10 protein-coding genes are annotated in these 16,709 nt (G+C 60.5%); all 10 read right to left on the bottom strand.

Annotation, left to right across the window (positions count from 1 at the left end; all coding sequences use genetic code 11):
* Nucleotides 1-68: 68 nt before the first annotated feature.
* The 10 genes from VGL38_13945 to VGL38_13900 all read right to left on the bottom strand — a co-directional run bounded on the left by VGL38_13945 (nucleotide 69) and on the right by VGL38_13900 (nucleotide 16,527).
* Complete coding sequence (locus VGL38_13945; protein HEY3296527.1) at nucleotides 69-1,853, bottom strand: thiamine pyrophosphate-requiring protein; 1,785 nt, start codon at nucleotides 1,851-1,853, stop codon at nucleotides 69-71.
* 429 nt (nucleotides 1,854-2,282) lie between these two features.
* The gene (locus VGL38_13940) at nucleotides 2,283-4,058 is read right to left on the bottom strand and encodes an SUMF1/EgtB/PvdO family nonheme iron enzyme (protein ID HEY3296526.1); all 1,776 of its coding nucleotides are present in this window, start codon (nucleotides 4,056-4,058) and stop codon (nucleotides 2,283-2,285) included.
* Nucleotides 4,055-4,912 carry a formylglycine-generating enzyme family protein gene (locus tag VGL38_13935; protein ID HEY3296525.1) on the bottom strand — a complete coding sequence of 286 codons (858 nt, stop codon included), beginning with the start codon at nucleotides 4,910-4,912 and terminating at the stop codon, nucleotides 4,055-4,057. Before VGL38_13935 ends, VGL38_13940 begins: the two co-directional genes overlap by 4 nt.
* Entirely contained in the window at nucleotides 4,896-6,068 is a 1,173-nt protein-coding gene (locus VGL38_13930) for an SUMF1/EgtB/PvdO family nonheme iron enzyme (GenBank protein ID HEY3296524.1), read from the bottom strand. The genes VGL38_13935 and VGL38_13930 overlap by 17 nt, the downstream gene beginning before the upstream one ends.
* A complete protein-coding gene (locus VGL38_13925; protein ID HEY3296523.1) occupies nucleotides 6,058-6,768 on the bottom strand; it encodes a hypothetical protein in 711 nt (236 codons plus the stop codon). The genes VGL38_13930 and VGL38_13925 overlap by 11 nt, the downstream gene beginning before the upstream one ends.
* On the bottom strand, nucleotides 6,765-8,483 hold the full coding sequence (locus VGL38_13920; GenBank protein ID HEY3296522.1) for a hypothetical protein: 1,719 nt from the start codon (nucleotides 8,481-8,483) through the stop codon (nucleotides 6,765-6,767). Before VGL38_13920 ends, VGL38_13925 begins: the two co-directional genes overlap by 4 nt.
* A complete protein-coding gene (locus VGL38_13915; GenBank protein ID HEY3296521.1) occupies nucleotides 8,480-9,712 on the bottom strand; it encodes a hypothetical protein in 1,233 nt (410 codons plus the stop codon). The genes VGL38_13920 and VGL38_13915 overlap by 4 nt, the downstream gene beginning before the upstream one ends.
* Before the next feature lie 61 nt (nucleotides 9,713-9,773).
* On the bottom strand, nucleotides 9,774-11,627 hold the full coding sequence (locus VGL38_13910) for a hypothetical protein (protein HEY3296520.1): 1,854 nt from the start codon (nucleotides 11,625-11,627) through the stop codon (nucleotides 9,774-9,776).
* Nucleotides 11,628-11,629: 2 nt separating this feature from the next.
* A complete protein-coding gene (locus VGL38_13905) occupies nucleotides 11,630-15,412 on the bottom strand; it encodes an FG-GAP-like repeat-containing protein (GenBank protein ID HEY3296519.1) in 3,783 nt (1,260 codons plus the stop codon).
* Nucleotides 15,409-16,527: a tetratricopeptide repeat protein gene (locus VGL38_13900; GenBank protein ID HEY3296518.1), complete on the bottom strand. Its 1,119-nt coding sequence runs from the start codon at nucleotides 16,525-16,527 to the stop codon at nucleotides 15,409-15,411. The genes VGL38_13905 and VGL38_13900 overlap by 4 nt, the downstream gene beginning before the upstream one ends.
* Between the last annotated feature and the right edge of the window lie 182 nt (nucleotides 16,528-16,709).

Below are 16,709 nucleotides of genomic sequence, written 5' to 3'. Positions count from 1 at the left end.
GGCTTCCAGAGAAGCCGTGATGCCGCAGCGTGTGGTTCCGCCTGTTATCATCGGGGCCGGTTCTACGTCTAACGTGTGAATTCGGTATCGATCAATTCCTTGGCCGTCTGTGTCAGCACTCCTCTGGCGTTGGGATCGCCCTTGTACATGGCGGACATAAAGCCCTTGGCCTGCTCGAAAGAGATATGCGGCGGGATCGGCGGCACGTCCGGATCACAGTGCGCGTCTATCAGCACCGGACGGTCGGCGCTGAGCGCGTCATCCCATGCGTGACCGATCTTCTCCGGATTGTCCAGCATGATCCCGCCGAGTCCGAGGAGATTCGCGAACTGAGCATATGGAATCGGCATAATATCCTGCGACGCCGGGAATTTCGGATCGCCGCTCATGATCCGCTGCTCCCACGTCACCATATTCAGATCGTGGTTGTTCAGCACAAGCACAACGAGGCGCGGGTCCTTCCACTCTTTCCAGTATTTGGCAATCGATATCAGGCAGTTGATGCCTAGCATCTGCATGGCGCCGTCGCCCACCAAGGCAATGGCCACGCGGTCCGGATAGGCGAACTTGGCGGCCATAGCATACGGGACACCGGGGCACATCGTGGCCAGATTACCCGAAAGCGAGGCCATCATGCCGCGCCGAATCTTCAAGTCCCGCGCAAACCAACTGGCGGAGGTGCCGCTGTCACAGGTGAGAATGCAGTTGTCGGGAAGACGCGAAGAGAGTTCCCAGAAGAGGCGCTGCGGGTTGATGGGATTGGCGCTGTGGTGCGCGCGGGCCTCCATCACCTTCCACCACTCCGCCACCGTCTGCTCGATGTGATTCCGCCAGCTTCGGTCCACTTTACGATGCAGGAAAGGAATCAGCGCCCGCAAAGTCCGCGCACTGTCGCCTTGCAGATTTACCGTCATCGCAAACCGCGAACTGAGCTGCCGCGCCTTGATGTCGATCTGCACACCCTTGGCCTGGCCTTCCTTGGGCAAAAATTCCGAATAGGGAAAGCCGCTGCCGATCATGAACAGCGTATCGCAGGTGTTCATCATCTCCCAGCTTGGCTTGGTACCCAGCAGCCCAATAGACCCTGTGACATACGGCAGGCCATCCGGCAGTACGGCTTTGCCCAGCAGCGCTTTGGCGACTCCCGCACCGAGCAGATCCGCCACTTCCATCACCTCATCGGTCGCCTGCAATGCGCCTGCACCCACCAGCAAGGCCACCTTCTTGCCGGCATTGAGCACCTCGGCGGCGTCCTTCAAATCCTGCTCCTTGGGGATCTCCAACGGCTCCCGGTAGCCGATACCTGTGTAGACATTGCCGTGCTTGCGTTCGGGAGACTCTACCGCCTCCATCTCCTGCACGTCATTGGGAATGATAATGCAGGTCACCGTACGCTCGGCGCGCGCGATTCGCATGGCGCGATCCACGAGCTGTCGGATCTGCACCGGCGAACTCGCCATCTGAACATAGTGGTGCGCCACATCTTTAAAGAGCGAGAGTAGATCCACTTCCTGCTGATAATCCGCGCCCATGGCGGTAGTCGACTGCTGGCCGACAATGGCCACTACGGGCTGATGATCCATCTTGGCATCATACAGGCCGTTGAGCAGGTGAATGGCTCCGGGACCCGACGTGGCCATGCAGACGCCCACGCGTCCGGTGAACTTGGCATGAGCACAGGCTTGGAAGGCCGCCAACTCCTCATGACGCGACTGAATAAAACGGACCTTATTTTTGGCCCGATTCAGTGCGCCCATTAAACCGTTGATCCCGTCGCCGGGATAGCCATAAATAAGCCGCACCCCCCATTGATACAGGCGATGGACTAAGTAATCGCTGGCGGTTGTGGCCATGACAGTTGTCCTTTCTATCGTTCGTTCCGCACACGCGTTTTCTATGCTTTGCGCGGCGGGTACGGGCTATGAAATAATGAAATAGTTTTGGCAGAGGTTGTCAAGCAGAATCCGGGCAGGATAGGATTCTCTGAATCACTGTGCGGAGTTCGCATTGATCAAGTGGAGCGAAGTGAGATCGCGTGAAGAGCAGGGCCTGTAGCGCGTCCGTTCATGCCACTGCGGATGGAGAGGAATGATACTCGTCAAGTACCGTTGCTTACGCCGCGCTGCCTCCTGTATCTGTTTACCGAATGCTCAAGTGCCATGTTCCGCTCACGTGCTCGGCGCAAGTGAGACCATGAGAAACCGGGTTGAAACGTCAGCACGCCAAAAGAAAAGGCTCTTCGTCTGAAGAGCCTGTGAGATCAAGCAGGGTAGGAATCTTTGCTACGGGAGCCGTGCGGGCAAAATGCAACGGAAGCCGATAGTGGGAGACATATAGTCGGCGCGGTAACAGAATTCCGGAAGCTCTCCGGCGAAGCGGCGCGATGTGCAGTAGGCGCCGCCGAGAATCAACCGCCCGCCATCGGCAATCGAATCATTCACCCACTCCCACACGTTGCCGATCAGGTTGTAGGCCAAGGGGTGAGGGCCGTAGGTCGAAATCGGCACTGTGGGTTCGCCATGGCCACTGTGCGTGTCCTGCACGTTGGCGCTGGTATCCGCCGCCGTGTGCAGCACCAGAGTAAAGTGGCTGCGGTCCATCAGCCGGTACCCGTTTCCGCCGGGAAGAATGCGGCCAAAGGCATCGTATGCCGGCTGAAGTCCCGTCGACAGGCTGCGCCAGTTGCAAAAGGCCACGGCATCATTCCAGGAAACATTCACCGCAGGCAACGGATTGCTCGGCGACCAGTAATCCGGATGACCGGGGAAGGCAGGATCTTCCGGCAGTTCGCGGCCCGTAGCGCGGCAGTACTCCGCGAAGGACGCTGCGCTTGTTTCCAGCGCGTCACAGTAAAAACTGGAGCCGAGAGACGTGTCGGGAATGAACACCATGCCTTCATTCAGGCGCGGAATGTACTCGGATACCACATCCGAGATGGCCGTGACGCCATTGGTGGCGACGCTCCGCACGCGGTAGTAGCGGCGCTGACCGCGTGTGTTCAATGAATCGGCGTAGGTAAACTCGTGGCCTGTGAGCGTGGCGATGGCATCGAAATGCACACTGTCGGCGGAGCGTTCGACAACATATGTCGCGGTCAGAGAATCGGCGTCGCTCCAGATCAGATTCACCACCGGATCATGCACCGGATCGGTATGCAGATCCATCGCAGGGCGCAGAACGTAGTACGCCGACACCGGCGGAGAGTACATGCTCGTGTCCACGCCGCTCACCGCGCGCACGCGGTAGTAGGACCGCTGGGCATAGCGCAAACTGTTGTCGGTCCATTGCTGCGCGCCAAGGTCTGTACGGTACACATGAATGCCTTCGGTGGATCGCTTCTCGATATCGTACATGCAGGCCCACGGCAAGGTTGGCAGCCAGCTTACGATGACCGCATGGTCGCTCTCGTAGGTCAGTGTGACGTTTGCGGGCACGGAAATATCCATCAGAATGCTGTCTGCGGGCGAAGGCGGGCTGGTGTAGCGCACGCCCTCATAGCGCAGCCGGTAGAACTGACTGCCGGTGCCCACGCCGCCGTCGCTGAAGGCATGGCTGCCGCGTGGCATGTGCCCGACCACGGTATACATGCCGCCGATCTTCCGTTCCACCAGTACACGCACGGCGAGCACATTGGCGGTATCCATTTTGACTTCCACCGAATCCACCGCAATCCGCACCAGCTTGGGCCGTGGCGGCGCGGAGAGGGAAATGGTAACGCCCGCCTCGGGACCGAATTCCGAAATGTAGCGCGCGGCGGCAGGACGCAATCGGTACCACGCGGGGCTGTTGGGCACCAGTGTGCTGTCCGTGAAGCGCGTCTGGTGCGGTGCCAATACAACGACGATGGAAAACAGATCGTCCCCATCTGCGCGGCGTTCAAGATACAGCGTATCCGGATAACTGCGCCACGAAAGCCCCACCGCGCAATCGGAACGGATCTCGGTCTTCAACACCGGACCGCGCCGCACCGCCCGGCGGCGAGCGTAAGCGGTCCCGGCGGAAATGGCCTGCCCGGTCAACACCAGCAGCAGCACGGCTATAATAACGGCGCGGTTCACCGGGTATGCGACTCACGAAGGATACAGCGGAAACCGACAGAAGACAGGCGCTCGGCGCGATCCCGCAGCGCGCGGCTGTAGACGGTCATGTTCTGCGCAGTATCGAGGAAACTGCCGCCTTTCACCACCACCCACGTCTGCGGCTTGCTGTTCTGGGCCGATGAGGTCTCCTCACTCAAGGTCCACTCCGCCACGTTGCCCGCCAGATCGGAAAGTCCGGACGTCGTGATGCCCTGTGGAAAGGATCCCGCCGCCATGCGCCCGGGAAATCCGGTCACATTAAGACGGTTGCACTGCGTGCTGTCTTTCCACACGTACAGCGTGGTGTCCGTGCGCAACGCGCGTCCATCGAGCGCCGCGATCATCCATTCATCTTCGGTCGGCAGGCTCTTCCCCGCCCATTTGGCAAAGGCATAGGCCGCCATCCAGTCCACCCACGCCACGGGAAAACTCTCGCGGCCTGACTTGGCGCGGTACTGGCTGCGCGCGAGCAGCACGATGTCCATACGCGGATCGAAGAAGACGCTATTGGAGTCCGACGCGGAGAGGAATTGCGCGTATTCCTGGTTGCTCACTTCCGTCCGGTCCATGTAAAACCCCGCCGTAGTGCGCTTGGGGCCTTCCTTCTGCCGCTTGCGCCCCGCCGGATCGGGAAGCGACCACGTAATGTCGCGGCCTTCAATCCATGCCATGTTCGCCCGCGCGTCGAAAGCCGCCGGAGCGTTGGGGTTCACGAGCGGCGGAATGGCCTCGCCGGCTTTGGGGGATGTTCCGGAATCCGGAGAATCGGCAATGGCAGCCGATATGGAGATCAGCAGCAAAGGGAAAAGGAGGAAGCTACTTCGCCAGCGCATTGTGTTCCTCAGCATGGGTTGCGTTCAGCACGGTGGGTGACGAAACGGAAAAGGACCGGGCCACACGAAAGCCGACAGTGCTCATCGTGACATCCGGCGTGAGCCGCGCGCGATTGGCGGCACGCATGGTGGCGGCGGAATCGGCCCACGATCCTCCGCGCAGCACTTTATAGATTCCGGAAGTCGGGCCGCGCGGATTGGTATCGGCCATTGCGTGCTCGAAGTACGGCGCATACCAGTCATTGCACCACTCCCACACGTTGCCCGCCAGATCGTAGAAGCCGCTCGGCGATGCCGGATAGCTTTCCACCGGGCGTGGACCCGCAAGCGTGCGGAACGTGTCTTCCTTGCCCGGGGCGAAGGCGGCGCGGTCGGCGGTCGGCGCAGTGTCTCCCCACGGATAAACCCCTGCCAGCCCCGCCGCACGCTCCCACTCCGCCTCGGTGGGCAACCGCACTCCGTTCTCCGGGAGCAACGCCCCGCTACTGTCATAGCAGGGCCGCAGCCCCATGCGCCGCGAGAGAAAATTGCAGTAGCCCGCGGCGTTCCCCCACGTGACATTCAGCACCGGATATTCCGGGTAATGGCGCACGTATTCTCGAAGATGCGTAAACCCCGGATCTTCGGGCGGCGGTACCGAATCCAGCATGCAATACGCTAAATACTCGCGATTGGTGACCTCCGCTGCGGACAACATGTAGGACGGCAAATTCACCGGATGGCGGCCCGCTTCCGTATCCAGCGAGTCTCCCATCTCAAAGTCACCGCCGGGCACAAACACCCAGTTGACCAGCGGCGGATTGTGCGTGTAATCGAACGCCGGACCGGGCAGGCTCGAGTCGGCGGCATCGGTCGAGGAAAGGGCCAGCCGGTAATGCCGGTGCGGCTGCAAGCCATTGACCACGATCCAGCCGCGATCCGCACTACATTCGGTTCGGGGTTCGTATCCGCCCCAGGAATGCTCATTCACCAGCACCTGCACGCGCGTAATCGCCCCGTCCACACTCGTCCACCACACCAGTGCGCTTTCCCCGCTGAGCGCCTCTACGCCGGCAATGGCCGGCGCGCGCAGCAGGCCACGCGGCTCGCCTTCACAGCGAGCGCCGTGGGCTACAAGCAGCAGCGCACAGAGCAAGGCGAACAGACTATTGGGCATTCTTTGCCGCTCCCGCGGAATCCATCGGAATGAACACGGTGTCGCGGTAGGTTTTGTACACGTAAATCACATCGTACATGGTCGAATCGGTCACGAACGCCGTGTCCTGCTTGACGATCTGCAGCAGGTCGTAGTAGTGCAGCGTATCCGCCATGCCGGTTCCGGAAAGATCCCGGTACTTGAAAGAATCCGGCGCGAAGTTCCACAGCGCAATGTACGCCGTATTTTCGTCGCGGCGGAAGGTCCCTTCAATCACGGTGCCGTTGTAGTAGGCCTCCAAACCACGTACGATGAAGCTCAGCAGTCCGGCAAAGGGGCTGTGCTCCGTGCGCGCCTGCTGGGATAAGTCCGCCGAACGCGTAAAGGGCGTGGTGCGCTGCTGGAGATTGTAATGCCAGTTTTCCATCATCGTCTTCAGCGGCTCTTCCACGGTCATCAGCGAGAACACCTGCTTGGATGGATAGAGCACCAGCAAATCATTCTCCCCGAAGCCGTTGGCCATGGCGTCGATGATTTCCACCGAGTCGGTCGAGCCATCCTGAGTGATGGACTGCTGCTGTAGAAGCTGTTTGATCAGCGCCGGATCGGTGATGGTCGCGCTGTAGGCCATCGTCGGGCGGACGTGAACATCCTCCGCCGCGCACCAGGCCGCCAGCGCCAGCAATGCCAGAAACGGCAGAAGCCGTACCGCACGCCTCATGGCTTGGCCCCTCCGTTTCGCACCGCAGCCTGTAAAGCCTGGAAATAGTATTCCGTATGGGCGCGATCATTCTTGCGCCGGTAGGCCTCGCGCAACGTCTGATAGAGGCTGCCCCGGGTCTGCGGATCCAGCGTCTTCTCCAGATCCGGTTGCAATGCGGTCTCGCCGTACAGAATCGCCCGGTCCGGCTGATTCTTGCTCATGTCGGCCAGATAGCTGAGCGCCTGCGCCTGCTTCTGACTCGGCACCAGCGCCGCCTGATAGTAGTAGATGTACGCCCGTTCGCGGTCCTTGGTCTGGCTTTCGATTTCCCAGCCATAGGTCAGACAGCCACCGCCGTAATCGTCCAGCAACTCCAGCACCTTGGTGGATGCGGTCTTGCGCTGCGCGGACATGCGGGACACAAAAGACTCGCGTCCCTCATTCTTCAACAGGGAATCGAGGTTCGAGTTCATCTCCTGAAAGCCGTTCTGCACCAAAAGCTTGCGCATCCGCGACAGGCCGGATTCGTATTGATTCAAATAGGCGAAGTCAATGGTCGCCGCCCAGCGTTCCATCTGAAAGAGCGCCGTAGGATTGCTCAGAATCGGCAGCAGATCATTGATCACCTTGCGCGCCTGGTCCCACTCATTATTCTTGCGGTGTGCATCGAACTCCACCCAGAGCTTGGACGCCGCAATGTTGCCGTCATCCCAGCCCAGCCATTCCAATTGCCCTTCGGCGTACCGCTCTAACAGCGAGTCCTCTCCGGGACGGCACGCCAGCCGCAGCCGCCGCAGATCCACCAGCGCGGACTGAGCCAGGCCCAGTGACATCTCGAAGAAGCACTCCGCCTGTATCATCTTCAGCCAGTTGCCGTAATCCTTGGGAGCAAGCCCGGTGGGTTCTACCGAGGAGGAATCACCCGGCGTCAGCGGAGCCCACGTCAGCAGCGCGTCTTCGGCGCGGCGGTAGGTGAGCAGCGCCTGCAGCGTGTCGCCCTTCTCGGCCATCAGGCGGGCAATACGCGTCAATCCGCCGTAACGTTCGCCGTACAGATCCATATACTTCTGGCGGGCACTGATTTCGGCGTCCACCGCATTCAGCGAGCGGTGCAGGTCAATCAAATCTTCATAGGTGGTCAGCAATGCGTCGCGTGTGACCTGATCCCACGGATTGAGTTCCAGCGCCTGCTCGAACAGATCGCGAGCTTTCTCATAGTAGGCCGCCGCCACCTGCCGTTCTACTTCAGGAAACTTGGAGAGGGCCTCGGGTGTAAAGTCCTTCACGCGCTTATTGCCCAGCGCCTTGTCGCCCTTCACGGCAGCATCGTCGGCCTCGCGCGTAAGCTGCGCGCTGCGGGCGGTATCTGTGGCGGAGACCGGCTGCGGCGACTGCTTGCTCTTCAGAATCGCGTCCCGCAGCGGCTTGCCTTCCAACCGCAGCTTGCGTCCGTCTTCGTAGAGCCGCTGCGCCAGAGAGTCCTCCTGCCATCCCACCAGCACTTCCCGCGCGGCATACGTGGCGGCAACGGCCACGCCGCTGTCCACTCCGGCAGGGATCGTGACCTCCTTCAGCACCGCGGCTTTACGGGAGGACGATGCGGGAGATTTGCGGGGCATGGACCGCGAGGACGCGCAGCCAGTGAGAACGGCCAGCGCCAGTCCGAACAGCGCGATGCGCGCGATGGCTGCGCCGGAGGCGATCCGGTGCATTGCGAAGCTATGACTTTTCATGTACCCGTGCTCTTGACGTGATTCCACCAAGCCGTGAACACCGCCATCATCTGTTTGGCTTCCGGTCTACCCGGAGGCAACTGCTCAAGTTGTACCGTTGGATTGCGGGGATCGCCGCTCGCCGTTCCGTATTTGTAGACTTCGGATTCGCCTTTGGCGCCTTCATCCTGCAGAAGGGTTCCTTTGCCGCCACTAATCAGGAAGATGTTGAGCTGCGGCGGGCGGCTATTGCGCCCCAGCAGATACAGCGTGTAATGCCGCCCCTGCTCATCGTCGAACTCCGTCCATGTCACCACATCTCCGGAGCGCTGATTGAGAAGTTCAGGCTTCTGCATCGTCACCGGAATGGACTTGCGGTGATGCTCGATCCAATCCACGATGGGGCTGCGATCCGCCTTCGTGATAATCGCGCCTCGATTCGGACGAATGCTGACGACGTCGAATTCCTGCTTGGGAGCCGTCGTCGCACCGGGAGCCGCCGGCGCCGGAGCAAGGGCCAGCAATCCATTGCCGCCGCCATCTCCTCCGTCCCCATCACCAGAGCCACCGCCTGTCCCGCTTCCACGCCCCGAACCGCGCCCACGCCCGCTTCCGATCCCCGCCCCGATCCCTGCACCCGGGCCATCCACTCCGCCAATCCCGGTGCCGATTCCCGCGCCCTCGCCGAAATCATCGAGTCCGCCCGCGCCGGCGTCATCATTACCCAGACTCGGACGTCCATTGCTTCCGGCACCGCGCCGGCCTGCCGCACGCGAAGAGCGCGTAGAACTCGCCACGGGCGTCTCCACTTCGCCGGGCCGCGCCGTACGCATATGCGGGTCCATCACTTCAAAAGTGGAACCATCGTCGCTGCTCGGCGACAGGTAAGCAAAACGCTCCGCCCGCGAATAGGAGCGGCGCAAACCTCGTCCGGCAGGCGTTTCCTCTGCGGCGCCCCGGCCGCCACTCTCCCCGCCGTCCAAACCGGATTCTTTCTTCTTCTCGCGCGATTCCGGCGCGGCCTGCTCCATCTCCGAGCGGAAGGTATAATCCGCCCTTGGCACCACACGGATATTCCGGTCGGGAGTGTTATCGGCCTGCAACAGAAAAACAAGCCACGGAATCCCGATGCAGACGATGTGGACCAGTACACTGATGACCAGTCCCCGCATCAGGTTCGGCCCAACGTCCCGCTTCAGTTCAATAGAGCCGTAGCGCCCTTGCTGGAGTTGTTCGTAGAAATCTACCATCGTTCCGTTGCTGCTTCCGGATTGGCTGCTATGCAATGCAACACGTTTGACATCTGACGGCTCACTGCGGGACGACCCGGGTTGTATCGGACTTGGGTGTTTCGAAGGGCACGCGTTCCGAACCCACGATGAGGATATACTTGTCCGCGTCCACGTCGCCCACGCGCGAGCGGCGCGTGACGTCAATCGAGAGGGAGCGGGAGCGATGGATCACTTCAAACTTGCCACGGTCGCTGTAGGTCACCCGGCCATCTCCATCCACCGCCTTCAGCAAATAGTAGTACAGGCCCGGCGACACGATCTGACCCTTGGAATCTTGCCAGTTCCACGCCACGGAATCGGGCGGGGAACCTGTGCCGGAGAAGCCGCACACCGCCGCCTCCCGCGCACTGCGGATTTCCAGACTCCAGCGGTCCACCGCCGGTCCCTGAAACATCGGCACCAGATGGAAGATGGCCTGCTCCGGCTGCACGATGCGCTGCACGTCCTCACTGGCGGCAATCACCTTTTCCACGCTGTCGGCGCTGAGCGGCGCGGAGCTGGTGGTGAAAATCGGCACCGACGTCTGTACGGCAAGATGATCGCCTGTCAGCGCATTGACCAGCGCGTTGGCCCGCTTCTCCGTGCCGGGGAAGCTGATGACCTCCTGCCGCGCCCGGGACTTGCCGCCGCGCAATTGCTGCCCAATGTCTTCCAGAGCGCTGCGATAGTTGGTCGAGTAATAGCCGCGCGGACGCACCAGCGGATCACGCACCTTCAGCGGATTGAGTTCCTTCAGTGGCGTCGGATTCTGCGCGGCCTTCAAACTCCCCAAATCTTCGGGGAACACCAGCGCCAGACTCCGGTTCGAAATCCCGTTCTCCACATTGCGGCGCACATGCAGTTTCATCACGTTCGCCGAGTCCGTGTTGGCATAGACATAATACATCGCCGAGGGCGGCGCACCGAGCGGCCGCACCTCCGTATGAATCGCCGGCAGCGCGGGAATAAACGGCATGGCGGGCAGCGGCGGCAGGCGGTTGAAATCGAATACAAAGCCGAAGCGGTGCGTCCCCAGCGACGCGACGTTAATCGTGGTTGTCGGGTAGGAATAGCGGTAGTTCACATACAGGGCTTCATACAGCGGAATTTCCGCCTCGATCTGCGCCGCGCTGGCGTCGGATGCCGCGCGCAGCGATGCCCGCCCGACGGGAATATCGATTCCGCCGCCCGTGTATTTGAACAGGCGGTTGGCGGCGTCTCCCGACGCCGGGAGCGAGTAATGCGCCAGCGGCAGGGAAGTGACGGCCGACGTGGCATTGAAACCGCGCAGATGCCATTTCAGGCCCAATGATGCCATCATCGACTGGCGAAACAGCTCACTGCCCAAAGCCAAATCCGGCTGATTGAGATGCTCGATAGAGAAACCCAAAATCATCCCCCGGTACGGCTCCACGGTCATGCCGAGGCCCAGAGACATGCTCGTCTTGTTGGTGCCGCCGGCGAACACCGGATCGCGCTCATCGAACATCACAAACGCGGAGCGGTCGAAGCCCCGCGTGAATACATCGATGTTGGCCCCGGCGGAAATCGGGCCATACACCCGCCGCCCATAGGACACACGGAAGTCATTCTGCGTATAGAGGCCGACCTTCATGAACTGTGCCGCCACCGCCGCGCCGCGGATTTGCCACGGCAAATGATAGCTGATCAGTCCGCTGCGGATCGAAAACAATCCGCCGGCCACTCCCACGTGATGCGAGGTCATGGCCAGCACAAGCCGGTCCTTGATGTACGCGTTGAGCGCCGGATTTGCAAAGCCGGACTCCAGCATCGCCGGATCCGCCGGATTGCCCGAGTACATATTCTGCGCGAAGCCGCTGGACGCAAGCAGGCCGATGGCCAGGCAGAGCAAGATGAACGGATATGTTTTCATGGTCACCTTGCGACGTAGATAATGCCGGATGTAATTTTCTTGTCGCCGTTCTGGAAGGTGTACAGATATGCGCCGGGCGGACACTCCTTGCCGTACCGGTCGCGCCCCAGCCAGACAATGGAGTTGGACCGGAAACTGCGCTCCGTGGATACCAGGCGGCCATCCAGCGAGAAGATGGTCACCACGGGCCACTTGTACGTGTTGTCCCCGAAGGCGAAGTGCAGCGTATCATTGTATCCGTCGCCGTTCGGCGTGAAGGGCAACGGATAGACGTGGAACGGTTCACACTCTACCTCCATCGAACGCCGCGTGATGTCATTGGCCGGGTTCGCGTCCCACCCCGGCGGTGCGACCACCTGCAGTTCGAACTCGTGCGTGTTGCACGTGTCCGGCGCCCAGGAGAAGGATTGCGTGGCGGAGGCATGCGCACCCAAGCCGTGGAACGGCAGCGCCGCCACGGTGCGCGTCAGCCCCGCCGCATGCACCTTCAGCACCGCGATGAACGTCGTATCCATCGACACGCCGTTGCGCTCCTCCACCGTGACTTCAATCGGCATGTCATCGTTCTTGTGCACCCGCGGAGGCACGACAATATTGCCGGCGGCAAGGTCGGGACAACGCACCGGGATAGACACCGCGCGCCAGTTGTCGGTAGAATCCAGATCGGGACCCCAGCAAATAACCTGGACACTGACGATATGCGCCCCGCACACATTCAGGAAGTACGTATAGGATTCAGTAACCACCGCGCCGGCGGCCAGAGATTCATAATCACGCGAGAGCAGGATCCGCACCGCCCCCGGCATGGAATCCTTGAGGATCACCGTAAACGGCGTCGGCACCGGGACGCCTAACTGCTCCCGAAACGAGTAGCTGATCAGCACCGGGTTGTTGCGTTCCACGGACGCCGGCGTCGATCGCAGGTCCGTAACCTGCAAATTGGGGAAACGATCATGCACGATGATCACTACCCGCGCCGTGTCTCCCAGCCACGGATGATCGCGCTCATGGGCAATCACCTGCACCACATACGTCCCCGCCGCATCGAAATCCGGACGCCACGTGAGCGAATACAAACCCGGCACCACGCCAAAGGTGTCCTGCGCCGAAGCGGGCCTGCCCACGGAATACACGTCGAAGGCTTCGTTCTCTTCGTCCCAGACCCGTACGGAGGCCGACACAAACTCGCCTTCGTTCACGTTAATCGTCGTGTCTCCCGGAATACAGACCGGCGCGTCGTCCACGTCATTCACATGAACGGACCAGGAGGTATCTATCGTACGGCCCGGGAACTGGAAGTCCCACGCGCGGAAGAAAAGCGTGCAATTTTCCCCGGAAAGCGGCAGCCCATGATTCACGTGGTAAATCAGATCGAAAGCGCCGCCGACCCAGCCCTCCGCAAAGGTGGCGGGATCGGTCACAAAATGGCTTCTTTCGGGCGTGACTCCGAGATACTGGACGCGAACCGAATCCTGTCCCGGCAAGCTGTTGGGGTCGGATATCCGGATGCGGACAGTGTCCCGGTCACCTTCAAAGGGTGAGATATTCGGAAAGACGAACTGCGGCAGGGAATTTCGGATCACTCGCGCGCGGAAACAGCAGGACACCGTATCGCGCACCAGCCGGTTGCGCGGACCGAACCAGTCCGACTGATAAAAGGTGCTGTCGTAAATGGTGATGCATTCCCGCACCGACCCTTCCACCGAAGGCGCGGTAAATCGTACTGCCGTCGTCGTGGTGCTGACACTGTGCGCCTGCACCGAATCCACCGGCGGACCGATCAGCGAGAAGCGGTCAAGCAGCGCCGTGTTGTAGGCGACATGCAGCGGGTAATTGCCGCTGTTCGCCAGCGGGAAAGTGACCGTGGTGATGCCCGTAGGTTCCAGCGTGCCGAAATCGATGTCAAAGCTGTGGGCCTGCCCGCTGGGCGGAACAGTCTCCAGCACAGAGCGTCCGCCCACACCCGTCAACATCAGCGTATCGCCCGATGCTCCGCTGCCGCCAGCAAAAAAGATTTGAGCTTCCTGCGGGCCGTAGAAAATCGAATCCCGCGGCGTAAAGCCAAAGGTCAAGCCCACACTTGTGCCGGGCAGCAAGGTGTCGGGAAACGCGGGAGAGATGAAACTGAAGACGCTGTCCGGAAACGGAATGTCTACCCCCGTGATGATCTCCGGATAAGGCCGCATATTCACATACGAGTAGCCAAACGTGCGAGTGGCGCCGGTAATCGGCGTCAGTCCGAAATCCACCGTAGGATGTTCAACCGTAACCGGAGTATAGAGGTAGACGATCTTCTCATCGCCCACGGAGTTGTCGCCGTTATCCATGAAGAACAGATCCAGATCGCCGTCGAGGTCCAGATCGAACATCAGGCTGGATACCGGATTTTGCAGCGATCCAATCTGTTCGAGGGGATTGAGCTGGTCATCGTAGGCTTGCGCAACGAGTCCCACCGCGGGATCCTGCCGGATGATGATCCAGTCCTTATCCGGAAAGTCGTACAGATTGTCAAAGGACCCGAGCGTAATTTGCAGCGGATACCCGGGAATGGTGACGCTGTTCGGCTCGGAGAAACTCGCCCCGCCGTTTCCGCAATAGCGGTTGATGAACGGCTCATCGTCCAGCACGTTCCGCCCGCCGTGCGGCGCAATCGAGTGCACACCGCGGCTCCATACTACTATGTCGGGCCGCTGCCGGTCGTCCGGACTGTTCCAGCACGGATACAAATTGTCGGCGATCACCCCATCCGGTCCGGCAGGCAGCGAATCGATGGCCGTCTGCACATTGAAGTTCAACGGATTGATGGACCAGTTTCGCAGCAACTGCACCGTCTTGTCGCCACGGCAGCTCACGATCACATCCAGCTTTCCATCCTGATCGAAATCGGCGATGTCCAGCATCGAAGGATCGAGGCCGATATACCAGTTGGATTCTTCGCTCGCGTTATCGAACAGGAAGCTGCCGTGGTTCCGCCGCACCGCCATGCGGCTGAAGTCGGGGTCGAAAAGCCGTCCAATGGCCACGATATCCGGCAGACCGTCGGCGTTCATATCCGCAAGCTTGAAATCGCTGGGGCCAACCATCTGAAAGGTGAGCACGATGGGCGCGCCGAACTGCAGCACTCCGCCGCCGGACGTATTCGGATAGATGCGGAGTGTATTCCGAATGGGGTCGCTGGCGACAAGGTCCGGCAGACCGTCGCCGTTCAGATCGGCCGCGCGCAGAATCCGCGGAGCATCGCACGCGGCGTGCCCGCCATCCGTCCACGTCAAGGTTGTGCCGTCAAAATACGGCGCCACGCCGCTGTTGCGAACCACGCCCAGCCGGTCGGTAAACAGAATGGCCAGATCCACCAGTCCGTCCCCGTCGAAATCCGAGGCCGCCATGGAGCGGGGATAATAGCCATATTGCAGGTTTCGCGTGTTGGGGCTGGAAAGGCTGGTCGCCATCGGCACCGCCACACTGAACGTAAAGGTGTAGGGGTGAATCACGTTCGTGCCGAACACCGAGACCGTCACGCGCTCTCCCACCATCCAGTAATGCTGCGGCACCACCAGCAATGTATCCCCGTGGACGCCGCGCCATCCTACCGGATAGCCTGCATTGGCCCCTTGAATAGAGACCGCGACAGTCGCTCCCGGCACGGCATCGAACCAGACGCGCAGGGTATCGCCCGTCACAAAATTTTCGGAATTCGCAGGGGGAAAGGTCCCCACCACATCCAGAGCCCAGGCACCGGGACCGAAGCTCAGACACAGCAGCAGCGTACACAGCAGCCTTTTCATTTGCCGTCTCTCCCTATCCTCTGCAAATCTCCCGGTGAAATGCCTGCCGAATCGAGCGCCGCACTGGTCCGGTTGCGCCCCGCGACGCGCGTGGCTTCGCGGAAAGCGACGTCCGCCTGCTTGCGGTCTCCCAGACAGCGGTAGCAGGCCCCCATCGCTTTGTAAAGGTCGGGGCTGCCCCCCTCCCCTTCCGCCGCGCGCTTGAAGCCCTGCAAGGCCCCTTCATAATCCCCTTCATTATAGAGGCACTCCGACATCATGACCAGCAGGCTCAACGAGTCCGCCGGCTTATTGTGGAAGGCAATCGCCAGATGCGATCGCGCCTCTTTCCACTCTTCGAGCTGGAAAAGTATGATGCCGATGTTGCGATGGATAATGATGGAATCCGGCGATAGTTCAAGGGCGTCGCGGTAGGCATTTACCGTCGCGTCGGCATGGCCGAGCTGCTGGCAGGCCTGAGTCCGCAGTTCAAGGACCGTCGTGTTCTTCGGCTCGCGCACCAGCAGGCTCTCGCAGGTCGCTACGCAAAGCTGGGGTTCGCCCATCTGGAAATAGATGAACGCCACGCGCTCCAAAAGCGCTGGATTGCTCTTCCACTGGGAACGCAGCCCTTCGAGATACGCCCGGGCGCTGGGGAAGTTCTTCAGCCGGATGGACACTGCGCCGGCCAGTCCGGCCACCCGCTGGCTGGTCTTGACCATCTGTGGCGTCATGTACTCGCGGATCGCCTGACTGTACACCAGGAGCTGGTTGAACAGCCGCGACGCTTCGGGATCGTTGCCATCATTGAAAGCCAGAATCCCGCTATTCAATTGTTCGATAAACGCCAGTTGCAGAAAGTGGTTGATCTCCCCGCGGAATTCGTCCGAGAGCGCCAAAGAGCGGTGCGCGGCATCGGCCAATCCGAGATAATCCTGCTGCAGGAGCCGGCACTCCGCCAGCAAAGCCCAGCCTTGGGCATCCGAAGGGCCGGTGGCTTCCAACTCCGTCTGAGCCCGTGTGAAGTCCTCGTGGCTGATGTACCGCTTCACTGCCGCATATTGAGTCGAGCCGCAACTGATTAACAGACCGCAGGCAAGACCCATGAGAATCAGGACCAATAGGTTGGTTTTCATCGCGGGAAACATCCAAAGTAGACGAGTACGTGGCTTATGAGGTTGGACCGCATCATCCACCAAAATCAGCATCTTCCATTGCAAAGTCAAGAGAAATGCAAATTATTATCCAATGGAGATGATCCACTCCACTTTAGAATCGACTTTAAATTTCAATACTTTATAATATGACAGTGAGCATA

The sequence above is a fragment of the bacterium genome, assembly GCA_036504735.1.
Classification (GTDB): domain Bacteria; phylum Electryoneota; class RPQS01; order RPQS01; family RPQS01; genus DASXUQ01.
This window is presented reverse-complemented; position numbering and strand designations above follow the sequence as displayed.

Bases quoted from the DNA above. Each gene is read 5' to 3' on its own strand.
- VGL38_13945 (HEY3296527.1), bottom strand. From the start codon at position 1,853: ATGGCCACAACCGCCAGCGATTACTTAGTCCATCGCCTGTATCAATGG.
- VGL38_13935 (HEY3296525.1), bottom strand. From the start codon at position 4,912: ATGCGCTGGCGAAGTAGCTTCCTCCTTTTCCCTTTGCTGCTGATCTCC.
- VGL38_13930 (HEY3296524.1), bottom strand. From the start codon at position 6,068: ATGCCCAATAGTCTGTTCGCCTTGCTCTGTGCGCTGCTGCTTGTAGCC.
- VGL38_13925 (HEY3296523.1), bottom strand. From the start codon at position 6,768: ATGAGGCGTGCGGTACGGCTTCTGCCGTTTCTGGCATTGCTGGCGCTG.
- VGL38_13920 (HEY3296522.1), bottom strand. From the start codon at position 8,483: ATGAAAAGTCATAGCTTCGCAATGCACCGGATCGCCTCCGGCGCAGCC.
- VGL38_13915 (HEY3296521.1), bottom strand. From the start codon at position 9,712: ATGGTAGATTTCTACGAACAACTCCAGCAAGGGCGCTACGGCTCTATT.
- VGL38_13910 (HEY3296520.1), bottom strand. From the start codon at position 11,627: ATGAAAACATATCCGTTCATCTTGCTCTGCCTGGCCATCGGCCTGCTT.
- VGL38_13905 (HEY3296519.1), bottom strand. From the start codon at position 15,412: ATGAAAAGGCTGCTGTGTACGCTGCTGCTGTGTCTGAGCTTCGGTCCC.
- VGL38_13900 (HEY3296518.1), bottom strand. From the start codon at position 16,527: ATGAAAACCAACCTATTGGTCCTGATTCTCATGGGTCTTGCCTGCGGT.